Origin of the sequence: Dietzia lutea (genome assembly GCF_003096075.1) — a bacterium.
Taxonomy (GTDB): domain Bacteria; phylum Actinomycetota; class Actinomycetes; order Mycobacteriales; family Mycobacteriaceae; genus Dietzia; species Dietzia lutea.
In genome coordinates this window covers 1,925,848-1,937,024 of record NZ_CP015449.1, presented here as the reverse complement: position 1 = coordinate 1,937,024, position 11,177 = coordinate 1,925,848, and the positions used below count along the sequence as shown (strand labels likewise).

Annotated in this window: 10 protein-coding genes; all 10 read left to right on the top strand. The window is 71.1% G+C overall.

Going from position 1 to position 11,177, the window contains the following annotated elements; genetic code table 11:
* Positions 1 to 7 precede the first annotated feature (7 nt).
* Positions 8 to 970: a bifunctional riboflavin kinase/FAD synthetase gene (locus tag A6035_RS08820; RefSeq protein ID WP_108849167.1), complete on the top strand. Its 963-nt coding sequence runs from the start codon at positions 8 to 10 to the stop codon at positions 968 to 970.
* 115 nt (positions 971 to 1,085) lie between these two features.
* Positions 1,086 to 1,355: a 30S ribosomal protein S15 gene (gene rpsO / locus A6035_RS08815; protein ID WP_007632724.1), complete on the top strand. Its 270-nt coding sequence runs from the start codon at positions 1,086 to 1,088 to the stop codon at positions 1,353 to 1,355.
* 352 nt (positions 1,356 to 1,707) lie between these two features.
* Positions 1,708 to 3,969, top strand: coding sequence for a polyribonucleotide nucleotidyltransferase (locus tag A6035_RS08810; RefSeq protein WP_108847480.1), 2,262 nt, complete (start codon positions 1,708 to 1,710; stop codon positions 3,967 to 3,969).
* A gap of 110 nt (positions 3,970 to 4,079) precedes the next feature.
* Positions 4,080 to 5,426, top strand: coding sequence for a M16 family metallopeptidase (locus A6035_RS08805; RefSeq protein ID WP_108847479.1), 1,347 nt, complete (start codon positions 4,080 to 4,082; stop codon positions 5,424 to 5,426).
* 34 nt (positions 5,427 to 5,460) lie between these two features.
* The gene (dapB, locus tag A6035_RS08800; RefSeq protein ID WP_108849166.1) at positions 5,461 to 6,210 is read left to right on the top strand and encodes a 4-hydroxy-tetrahydrodipicolinate reductase; all 750 of its coding nucleotides are present in this window, start codon (positions 5,461 to 5,463) and stop codon (positions 6,208 to 6,210) included.
* A 10-nt stretch (positions 6,211 to 6,220) separates the two neighbouring features.
* A complete protein-coding gene (locus A6035_RS08795) occupies positions 6,221 to 6,700 on the top strand; it encodes a hypothetical protein (RefSeq protein ID WP_108847478.1) in 480 nt (159 codons plus the stop codon).
* A complete protein-coding gene (locus tag A6035_RS08790; protein WP_108847477.1) occupies positions 6,697 to 7,149 on the top strand; it encodes a flavodoxin family protein in 453 nt (150 codons plus the stop codon). Before A6035_RS08795 ends, A6035_RS08790 begins: the two co-directional genes overlap by 4 nt.
* Positions 7,150 to 7,187: 38 nt before the next feature.
* Positions 7,188 to 7,940 (top strand): FAD-dependent thymidylate synthase, encoded by a 753-nt coding sequence (thyX, locus tag A6035_RS08785; protein WP_108847476.1) that lies wholly within the window; start codon positions 7,188 to 7,190, stop codon positions 7,938 to 7,940.
* A 58-nt stretch (positions 7,941 to 7,998) separates the two neighbouring features.
* Positions 7,999 to 8,946, top strand: coding sequence for a 4-hydroxy-tetrahydrodipicolinate synthase (gene dapA / locus A6035_RS08780; RefSeq protein ID WP_108847475.1), 948 nt, complete (start codon positions 7,999 to 8,001; stop codon positions 8,944 to 8,946).
* Positions 8,943 to 11,174, top strand: coding sequence for a ribonuclease J (locus A6035_RS08775; protein ID WP_108847474.1), 2,232 nt, complete (start codon positions 8,943 to 8,945; stop codon positions 11,172 to 11,174). The genes dapA and A6035_RS08775 overlap by 4 nt, the downstream gene beginning before the upstream one ends.
* Positions 11,175 to 11,177 lie beyond the last annotated feature (3 nt).

The window sequence follows — 11,177 nt, the reverse complement described above, 5'->3', positions numbered from 1 at the left end:
GGTCGCCGTGCAGCTGTGGCGGACGTTCGACGAGATCGTGATCCCCGACGGCGGGACCTCCGTCGCCCTCGGGGTGTTCGACGGACTCCACCGGGGGCACCGCACCCTCGTGGACCGCGCGGTCGGCGCGGGGCGCGAGCTCGGTGCCAGCCCGGTGCTGGTGACCTTCGATCCCCATCCCGTGGAGGTCGTCCGGCCGGGCACCCACCCGTCCGTCCTCACCCCCCTTCCCCGGCGCGCCGAGCTCGCGGCGGGATTCGGCGTGGACGCCGTGTTCGCGCTGCCCTTCGACCGCGAGATGGCCTCGTGGGAGCCCGACGAGTTCGTGGACCGCGTCCTCGTCTCCGGTCTCGACGCCCGCGCCGTCACCGTCGGACGTAACTTCACGTTCGGTCGCCGGGCCGCCGGAACCCCAGAGACGATGCGTGACCTGTGCGCGGAGCGGGGGATCGCGTGCGAGGTGGTCGACCTGCTGGAGGCCGGCGGTGAGACCGTCTCCTCGAGTCGGGCCCGGCGCCTGCTGTCGGAGTCCGACGTCGCCGGGGCCGGGGAGATCCTCGGCCGCCCCCACCGCGTCTCGGGCGTCGTCGTCCACGGTGCCGGGCGAGGGGGCCGCGACCTGGGCTACCCGACCGCCAACCTCGACCTGCCCGAGCACACCGCCGTCCCCGCCGACGGGGTGTACGCGGGCTGGTTCACCGTCCTCGACGACGGCCCGGTGGACGGGTCGATCGTCCCGGGGCGCCCCTACGCGTCCGCGATCTCCGTCGGCACCAACCCGACGTTCGGCGACGCCCCGCGCAGTGTCGAGGCGTTCGTGCTGGACGAGTCCGCCGACCTGTACGGCCGGACGGCCGCCGTCGACTTCGTCGACCACGTGCGTGACATGGAGAAGTTCTCGTCCGTGGACGAGCTGCTCGTGGCGATGGACCGCGACGTCCGGCGCACCCGCACCGTGCTCGGGGCCTGACGGCGCCCGAATTGGGGCCGCCGCCCCCGGCTGGTAACGTCTCCTGTCGGCCCTGCTGCGGTCCGCGGCGGCGGTGGCCACACATTTTCGCGGACTGGAACAACCAGGAGTCATCATGGCGCTGAGCACCGAAGAGAAGAAGGCCGTTCTGGCCGAGTACGGGGTCCACGAGACCGACACCGGGTCCCCCGAGGCGCAGGTCGCGCTGCTCACCCGGCGCATCCAGCAGCTCACCGAGCACCTCAAGACCCACCAGCACGACCACCACTCGCGTCGCGGCCTGCTGCTGCTGGTCGGCCGTCGCCGTCGGCTGCTCAAGTACATCGCCAAGGTCGACATCGCGCGCTACCGCTCGCTGATCGAGCGCCTCGGCCTGCGCCGCTGACATCGGCCCGTCCGGTCCCGCCGACGATCCCCGCCCTCCACGTGAGGGTGGGGATCGCCTGCGTTCCGGGGGAGGCGTGCCCGCGCGCCCCGGTGACCCGGGGCGTTTTCCCTGATAGCCTGGGACACAGCCGGTGCACACGTGCCGGGGTGGTCGACAGGTCCGATTGGCGGTCCTCGGTAGTGGCCGCCGGAACCCGACGCACGCGGGCTCGTGAGAGCCGCGCGCACCGTTCCGGCCGCTTCGATCGAAGACCGAGGTCGTACCGGGACCGCCCTGTCGCATGGCCGGCGGCCCCGGCGGGCACAGCCCCGCCGCGAGGCCCCATCACCCCCGATACGACAGGAAACACATGTCACAAATCACGGCCGTCGAGGTCGAGGACGGCGTCTTCGAGTCCGTCGCGACCATCGACAACGGTGACTTCGGTCGCCGCGAGGTTCGCTTCGAGACAGGCCGGCTGGCCAAGCAGGCCGCCGGTTCGGTAGTCGCCTACCTCGACGACGACACGATGTTGCTGTCCGCCACCACCGCGGGCAAGCACCCCAAGGACCACTTCGACTTCTTCCCGCTGACGGTGGACGTCGAGGAGCGGATGTACGCCGCGGGTCGCATCCCCGGCTCGTTCTTCCGCCGAGAGGGTCGTCCCAGCACGGACGCGATCCTCACCTGCCGCCTCATCGACAGGCCGCTGCGCCCGACCTTCGCGGACGGCGTCCGCAACGAGGTCCAGGTCGTCGTGACCGTCATGAGCCTCGATCCCAAGGACCTCTACGACGTGGTGGCCATCAACGCCGCCTCCGCGTCCACGCAGCTGTCCGGGCTGCCCTTCTCCGGCCCGGTCGGCGGCGTGCGTGTCGCCCTCATCCCCACGGCGGCCGACCCGGCCGGCCAGTGGGTCGCGTTCCCGACCGCCGAGCAGCTCGAGGAGGCCGTGTTCGACATGGTCGTCGCCGGCCGCGTCGTCGGCTCGGGAGACGACGCGGACGTCGCGATCATGATGGTCGAGGCCGAGGCCACCGACAACGTCATCGAGAAGATCGCCGGCGGCGCCCAGGCGCCCACCGAGGAGGTGGTCGCCCAGGGGCTCGAGGCCGCCAAGCCTTTCATCGCGGAGCTGTGCGCCGCCCAGCAGGCACTGGCCACCGCCGCCCCCGGGACGCCGCGTGAGTTCCCGCTGTTCCCGCCGTACGCCGACGACGCGTACGCGGCCGTCGCCGAGGTCGCGGAGACCAAGCTGGCCGAGATCATGCGCATCGCGGACAAGCAGGAGCGCGAGGTCGCGACCGATGAGCTCAAGGCGTCCGTGCTCGACGAGCTCGCCGACCGCTTCGCCGACCGCCTCGGCGAGATCGGTGCCGCGTTCAAGTCGCTGACCAAGAAGATCGTCCGCCAACGAATCCTCACCGATCACTTCCGGATCGACGGCCGCGGCGTGCGCGACATCCGCGCGCTGTCCGCCGAGGTCGAGGTCATCCCGCGCGCACACGGCTCGGCCCTGTTCGAGCGCGGCGAGACCCAGATCATGGGTGTCACGACGCTCGACATGGTCAAGATGGCCCAGCAGATCGACTCGCTCGGCCCCGAGACCAGCAAGCGCTACATGCACCACTACAACTTCCCGCCGTACTCCACCGGTGAGACCGGCCGCGTGGGCTCGCCCAAGCGTCGCGAGATCGGCCACGGCGCGCTCGCCGAGCGTGCCCTCATGCCGGTGCTGCCCAGCGTCGAGGAGTTCCCCTACGCCATCCGCCAGGTCTCCGAGGCGCTCGGCTCCAACGGTTCCACCTCCATGGGCTCGGTGTGTGCGTCGACGCTGTCGCTGCTCAACGCCGGCGTGCCGCTCAAGGCGCCCGTCGCCGGCATCGCGATGGGCCTCGTCTCCGACGAGGTCGACGGCGAGACCCGCTACGTGGCCCTCACCGACATCCTCGGTGCCGAGGACGCGTTCGGTGACATGGACTTCAAGGTCGCCGGCACCGGGATGTTCGTCACCGCGCTGCAGCTGGACACCAAGCTCGACGGCATCCCGTCCGAGGTCCTGGCCGGGGCGCTCACGCAGGCCCGTGAGGCCCGCCTGACCATCCTCGACGTGATGGCCGAGGCGATCGACGAGCCGGACGAGCTGAGCCCGTTCGCGCCGCGCATCGTCGCCATCAAGGTCCCCGTCGACAAGATCGGCGAGGTCATCGGGCCCAAGGGCAAGATGATCAACTCGATCACCGAGGAGACCGGCGCGTCCGTCTCGATCGAGGACGACGGCACCGTGTACATCGGCGCGACCGACGGCGAGTCGGCGCAGGCCGCGATCGACAAGATCAACGCCATCGCCAACCCGCAGCTGCCCAAGGTCGGCGAGCGGTTCCTCGGCACCGTGGTCAAGACCGCCCCCTTCGGCGCCTTCCTGTCGCTACTGCCGGGCCGTGACGGCCTGGTCCACATCTCGAAGCTCGGCGGCGGCAAGCGCGTCGGCAAGGTCGAGGACGTGGTGAACGTCGGCGACAAGATGCAGGTCGAGATCGCCGACATCGACAACCGCGGCAAGATCAGCCTCGTGCCCGTGGGCGAGGACGCCGACAACGGCTCCGACGCGGACGCCGGCGGCGACGACTGATCCCGCGCCCGGCGCCCCGAGGGGGCCGGGCACACCCGAGGCACGCACCCCGCGCGGGGTGCGTGCCTCGTTCGTTCGACCCGAACGCAGCAGACCGACGATGGAGGGCCGTGAACCCAGAGATCCGCGTGGACCGAACGATCCCCGGCGTCAGGGTGGTGACCGAGGAGCTCCCGTGGTGCCACACCGCCGCGGTCGGCATCTGGATAGGCGCCGGGTCGGCGGACGAGGGCCCCGACGAGCACGGCGCGGCCCACTTCCTCGAACACGTCCTGTTCAAACGCACGGCCACCGCGTCCGGGCGCGAACTGTCCGAGCGGATCGACCTGCTCGGGGGCGACCTCAACGCCTACACCGGGCGCGAGCACACGTGCTATCACGTCCAGGTCCCCGCCGAGGGTCTGGACACGGCCGTCGACGTCCTGGTGGACGTGGTGGCCAACGGCTCCTGCGACCCGGAGGACGTCGAGGTGGAGCGCGACGTCGTGCTCGACGAACTCGCGGGTCGGGCGGACGATCCGGAGGACCTGGCCTGCGAGCTGGTGGCCACGGCGGCCCTGGGGCGCGACCCGCTCGCCCGCCCGGTGATCGGCACCGAGGAGTCCGTCGAGGCGCTGGACGCCGCCACCCTCAGAGCGTTCCACCAGCGCATCCTCGGCTCCGGGGACGTCGTGGTCGCGGCCGCGGGCCGCATCCTCCACGACGCGCTCGTCGCCCGGATCGCCGGCGGACCGCTGCCCCTGGCGGTGGCCCGCAGCCTTCCCGGCGCGGATACTCCCGTCGGGCCGGGCGACCGCGCACGGTCCCTCGTCCCGGCCCGCGGGCGGCGCGGCGCCGACGGCGTCGACCCCGGCTGGGCGACCGCTCCGGTGGTGGTCGGCGAGGACGACGACTCCGAGCAGGCCCTGCTGGCCCTGGCCCGTCGCACCCCCGCGCGGGGACACGGTGACCGCGCGGCCGCCCAACTCGGCACCGCCGTGCTGGGCGGCGGGCTGAGCTCGCGGCTGTTCCAACGGATCCGGGAGGAGCTCGGTCTGGCTTACACGGTCTACGCCGGCATGGACCAGTTCCACCCGACCGGGCTGCTCACCGTGGTCGCCGGCTGCCCCGTCGACCGCGTCGGATCCCTGCTCGGGGAACTCGGCGAGGTCGTCGACGGGATGCGCACGGCACCGCCCTCGTCCGACGAGGTGGATCGCGCGATCGGGCACCTCACGGGCTCCATCAGGCTCGGCCTGGACGACCCCCTGTCCCGGATGACGCGGATCGGACGACACCTCCTCGACCGCGACCGGGTCGTGACGGTCGAGGACTCCGTGGCCCGGCTACGGCGGGTCACCGCCGGCGAGGTCGCCGACTACTGGGCGGGCGAGTCCGCGCCCTGGTGCCTGGCCGCCGTCGGACCCGGCATGCCGGACGGCGGCGCGGCGGGATTGCTCGAGCGCGTCGGCGGATAGGCTGGAGAGGACGACGATGACCACGGAGGAGACGATGACGGTGACGAAGGTCGGGGTGCTCGGTGCACGCGGCAAGGTGGGTTCGGCGATCTGTGAGGCCGTTCGTGCGGCCGAGGATCTGGAGCTCGTCGCCGAGGTCGACCAGGGCGACCCGCTCAGCGCGCTCGTCGACGCGGGGGCCGAGGTCGTCGTCGACTTCACCCACCCCGACGTGGTCATGGGCAACCTCGAGTTCTGCGTCGCCAACGACATCCACGCCGTGGTGGGCACGACCGGATTCACCGACGAGCGTCTCGAGACGCTCCGCGACTGGCTCGCCGACAGCCCGGACACCGGAGTGCTGGTCGCGCCCAACTTCGCGATCGGCGCGATCCTCATGATGAGGTTCGCGGTGCAGGCGGCGAAGTACTTCCCGTCCGCCGAGATCGTCGAGCTGCACCACCCGAACAAGGCGGACGCGCCGTCCGGCACCGCGCACCGCACCGCCGCCATGATGGTCGCCGCACGCGCCGAGGCGGGGCTCGGTCAGTCGCCGGACGCCACCTCCACCGAGCTCGACGGCGCCCGGGGAGCCGACGTCGACGGGGTCCGCGTCCACTCAGTCCGGCTGACCGGCCTGGTCGCACACCAGGAGGTGCTCCTCGGGACGCAGGGGGAGACCCTGACGATCCGGCACGACTCGCTGGACCGCTCCTCCTTCGCCCCCGGCGTCCTGCTGGGTGTCCGATCGATCGCCGCGGCCCCGGGACTGACCGTGGGGCTCGACGCATTCATGGACCTGTAGGACGCCCGCGGTGGACAGAGTCGTCAAACCCCTGGTCATGGCCCTCACCGCGGTGGGCCTGGTCGTGGCCTTCCTCTACCTGCTCTACCTCGGGTGGTCGATGTTCCGCGCCTCGGAGCACCTGTCCGTCCGCGGTCTCGGGGTGGGGATCCTCCTGCTCGCCGTCGTCGGGGCGTGGGCCACCTGGGCGATCGTGCGCAACGGACTGGAGTTGCAGAAGATCTCGGCCGCGGCCGCCGCCGAGGGCGTCGAGCTGGACCTCACCGGACTGGACCGGCGACCCTCCGGCCGTCTCGAGCACCACTCCGCCGACGAACTGTTCGACCGGGTCAGCGCCGAGTACCAGGCGGCGCCGGACGACTGGCGGACCACCTACCGCCTCGCGCGCGCCTACGACCACGCCGGTGACCGCATCCGGGCGCGGGAGATGATGCGCACGGCCATCGAGCTGCACGATGCCGAGGCGGCGCCGGGGAAGGACCCGCGATGAGCACCGTCTTGCTCGTCCACCACGCGCCGTCGCCTCGGCTGCGGCGCATCCTGGAGGCCCTGGAGACCGGGCTCGCCCACCCGGAACTGGAGGGCATCTCGGTGGAGTCGGTCCCCGCCCTGGCCACCACCGACGACCACGTCCTGCGAGCCGACGGCTACGTCCTGCTCACCCCGGCGAACTTCGGGTACATGTCCGGAGCGCTCAAGCACTTCTTCGACCGCACCTACTACACCTGCGAGGGCGCGGTCTCCGGCCGCCCGTACGCGCTGTGCGTGCACGGCGACAACGACACCGCGGGAGCGGTCACCTCCGTCGAACGCATCGCCACCGGCTGGGGCCTGCATGCCGTGGGTCCGGCCGCGCAACTCACGGGCGAACCCACACGCGAGGACCTCGACGCCGTCGCCGAGGTCGCGGCCACGGTCGCCGCACACCTGCTCGGCTGAACCGCCGGGCGCACCACGTCACCACAAGGAGCCTCATCATGTCCGAGCTCGTCCGGCGGCAGGTCCGCATGGTCGCGCACACCGAGTTCATCCCGCCCGATGAGGTCGGGTGGGAGACGGACGCGGAAGGCGGGTCCGCGCTCGCGGAGTTCGCCGGCCGCGCGTGCTACCAGAGCTGGGACAAGCCCAACCCGCGCACCGCGACCAACGCGGGGTACCTGCGGCACATCCTCGAGGTGGGGCACCTGTCGGTGTTCGAGCACGCCAGCGTGACCTTCTACATCACCGGCATCTCGCGGTCCTGTACCCACGAGCTGATCCGGCATCGGCACTTCTCCTACAGCCAGCTCTCCCAGCGGTTCGTCCCGGAGCACGACTCGAAGGTCGTCCCGCCCCCGGCGATCGCCGACGACCCCGAGCTCGTCGAGATCTTCCGCCGGGCCACCGACGCCTCCCGCGACGCCTACGCGGAGATGCTCGCGAGGCTCGAGGAGAGGTTCGCGGACGTGCCCAACCCGATGTTGCGGCACAAGCAGGCCCGGCAGGCGGCCCGGTCGGTGTTGCCGAACGCCACCGAGACCCGCATCGTCGTGACGGGCAACTACCGCTCGTGGCGGCACTTCATCGGGATGCGCGCCACCGAGCACGCCGACACCGAGATCCGGGGCCTGGCGATCGACGTCCTGCGGCAGTTGCGCGAGGCCGCGCCGGCCGTGTTCTCGGACTTCGAGATCGCCACCCTCGAGGACGGATCGGAGATCGCGGTCAGCCCGTACGTGCTCGAGGGATGAGCACACCCGCCGGGTCGGAATCGGGATCCGGACCTGGCTGCGGGTACCCTGGGAGACCATGACACACGTGACCACCGGGGGGCCGACACCGGCCGGTAGTGGCCGGGCCCCCGCCGAGACAGGGCGCCCGGCGCCGTTCGGCACGGTCGTCACGGCGATGGTGACCCCGTTCGGGAACGACGGCTACGTCGATCTCAAGGCCGTCGCACGTGTCGCGCGACATCTCGTGGACTCCGGGTGCGACGGCCTCGTCGTGTCCGGGACCACGGGCGAGTCGCCCACCACCACCGACGCGGAGAAGATCGCGGTCCTCGAGACCGTCCTCGCCACGGTGGGGGACAGGGCGACGATCGTCGCGGGCGTCGGGACCTACGACACCGCCCACTCCGTTCACGCGGCCCGACAGGCCGCGGCCTCCGGAGCGCACGGTCTGCTCGTCGTGACCCCGTACTACTCCAAGCCCACCCAGGCGGGCCTGGACGCCCATTTCCGCACCATCGCCGACGCGACCGACCGGCCGGTGATGCTCTACGACATCCCCCCGCGGTCGGTCGTCCCGATCCAGGCGGAGACGCTGATCGGTCTGTCCGCGCACCCGAACATCGTGGCCGTCAAGGACGCGAAGGGTGACTTCCACGACGCGGTCACCGTCATGTCGCACTGCGATCTCGTCTACTACTCGGGAGACGATCAACTCAACCTCCCGTGGCTCGCCGTCGGGGCGAGCGGCTTCGTCAGCGTGATCGGCCACGTGGCCGCGCCGCGTCTGGTCGAACTCCGCCGCGCGTTCCTGTCCGGAGACATCGAGACGGCCCGCCGGATCAACCTCGGACTCCTCCCGCTCTTCGACGCCCAGCGGGCACTCGGGGGCGTGTCGATGTCCAAAGCAGCACTTGAACTTCTCGGGATCCCGGCCGGTGTGCCGCGACTCCCGCAGTTACCACCCACCGACGAGCAGCGAGCGGCCCTCGAGGCGCTGCTGCTCAGAGCAGGAGTCACCAGATGACGGAAAGTTCCTCCACCGGCCGCGGACGCGGCCGTACCCGACGCGCCGCGGGGCGGCCCTCGGGCGAGCCGGCACCCGCCACTGCCGTGCAGTTCACCGAGCCGACCCCGGCTCCCGACGCCCCCGCCGCCGAGTCGGCGCCGTCCCGCTCCGGCCGGGACAGGGCTCAGCAGGACAAGGGCCAGCAGGACAAGGGCCAGCGCGGCGGCCAGCAGAGCAGGTCCGAGCAGAGCAACGGCGGTCAGAACAAGGGCGACCAGGACAAGGGCGGTCAGAACAAGGCCGACCAGGGCAGGGCCCAGCAGGAGTCGTCCAAGGGCGGCTCACGGGGTCGCGGTCGCGGTTCCGCCTCCGGCGGTCAGGAGGGCGGCCAGAAGTCCGGCGGTCAGAAGTCCGGCGGTCAGAACGGCGGCAACCAGGACTCCGGCGGTCAGAACAGCGGACGCGGTCGCGGCGGCCGCAGCCGGGGTCGTGGACGGGGCGAGACCTCGACGGCCGAGTTCGGTGGCGTGAAGACCATGCAGGGCGGGGACATGACGGTCCGTCTGCCCAGCCCGCCGAAGCCCCGCAAGGGTGCCCTGCGGATCGTCGCGCTCGGCGGCATCTCCGAAATCGGCCGGAACATGACGGTCTTCGAGTACGACTCGAAGCTTCTGATCGTGGACTGCGGCGTCCTGTTCCCCAGTTCCACGGAGCCCGGTGTGGACCTCATCCTCCCGGACTTCGGGCACATCGAGGACCGCCTGGACCAGGTCGAGGCGCTCGTGCTCACCCACGCCCACGAAGACCACATCGGGGCGATCCCGTTTCTGCTCAAGTTGCGCCCGGACATCCCTGTGGTGGGCTCCAAGTTCACCCTCGCGCTGGTGGCGGCCAAGTGCCAGGAGCACCGCATCAAGCCGGTATTCCGCACGGTCGACGAGTCCAGCGTCAGTGACTTCGGCAAGTTCCAGGTCCGCTACTTCGACGTCAACCACTCGATCCCCGAGTGCCTGGGCGTGGTCATCAAGGCCGGCGACAACACGGTGATGATGTCCGGCGACATCAAGCTCGACCAGCTCCCCACCGACAAGCGCCCCACCGACCTGCCCAAGATGTCGCGGTTCGGCGACGAGGGTGTCGACCTGCTGCTCCTGGACTCCACCAACGCGACCACGCCGGGCATCAGCCCGTCGGAGTCCGGAGTCCGGCCCGCCCTGCAGCGGCTCATCGCCGACGCGCGCCAGCTCGTGGTGGTCGCCTGCTTCGCCTCCAACGTCTACCGCGTCCAGTCCGTCGTCGACGCGGCCGCCGCCACCGGACGCAAGGTCGCCCTGACCGGACGGTCCATGCTCCGCAACATGGAGATCGCCCTGGAGATGGGCCTCCTCACGGATCCCGACAGGGTCCTGGTGGACATGGACACCGCGGCCAAGCTGCCCTCCGAGAAGGTCCTCGTGATGACCACCGGTACGCAGGGTGAGGCCATGGCCGGGCTGTCCCGGATGGCCCGCCGTGAGCACCGGCAGATCAACCTCTCCGAGGGCGACACGGTGCTGTTCTCCTCGTCGATCGTCCCGGGCAACGAGGAGTCCGTCTTCGGCGTCCAGAACGGTTTGTCGCAGATGGGCGTGAACGTGGTCACCAGCCGTGAGGCGAACATCCACGTCTCCGGCCACGGCTATTCCGGCGAACTGCTGTTCATCTACAACGCCGTGCGTCCGAAGAGCGCCATGCCCGTGCACGGCGAGTGGCGGCATCTGCGCGCCAACAAGGCTCTCGCCGTGGCGACCGGGGTGCCCGAGGAGAACGTCGTCCTCGCCCAGAACGGGGTGGTCGTCGACCTCGTCGACGGCAAGGCCTCCGTGGTGGGACAGGTGCCGGTCGGCAACCTGTACGTGGACGGCCTGTCCACCGGCGACATCGGCGACACCGTGCTCGCCGACCGGACCGCTCTCAGCGAGGACGGGTTCATCGTCGCGACGGTCGTGGTCGATCCGCGCACCGGTCGCCCCGTGAGCAAGCCGCAGATCATCGGCAAGGGCTTCACCGACGAGCCGGGCGCTCTCGCCCCGGTGGTCGAGCTGGTGGAGAACGCGCTGTGGGATCTCGCCGGCGAGGGCGAGACGGACCCGTACCGGATCGCCCAGGCCGTCCGGCGCACCGTCGGTCGCTGGGTGTCGGAGAAGTGGCGCCGCAAGCCCATGATCGTGCCGACCGTCATCACCTCCGCCGTCGCCGAGGCCTGAGAC

What these genes read in the sequence shown, in the direction of transcription:
- dapB (WP_108849166.1), top strand. Translation starts at nt 5,461, where the DNA reads ATGACGGTGACGAAGGTCGGGGTGCTCGGTGCACGCGGCAAGGTGGGT.
- A6035_RS08775 (WP_108847474.1), top strand. Translation starts at nt 8,943, where the DNA reads ATGACGGAAAGTTCCTCCACCGGCCGCGGACGCGGCCGTACCCGACGC.
- A6035_RS08810 (WP_108847480.1), top strand. Translation starts at nt 1,708, where the DNA reads ATGTCACAAATCACGGCCGTCGAGGTCGAGGACGGCGTCTTCGAGTCC.
- thyX (WP_108847476.1), top strand. Translation starts at nt 7,188, where the DNA reads ATGTCCGAGCTCGTCCGGCGGCAGGTCCGCATGGTCGCGCACACCGAG.
- A6035_RS08790 (WP_108847477.1), top strand. Translation starts at nt 6,697, where the DNA reads ATGAGCACCGTCTTGCTCGTCCACCACGCGCCGTCGCCTCGGCTGCGG.
- rpsO (WP_007632724.1), top strand. Translation starts at nt 1,086, where the DNA reads ATGGCGCTGAGCACCGAAGAGAAGAAGGCCGTTCTGGCCGAGTACGGG.
- dapA (WP_108847475.1), top strand. Translation starts at nt 7,999, where the DNA reads ATGACACACGTGACCACCGGGGGGCCGACACCGGCCGGTAGTGGCCGG.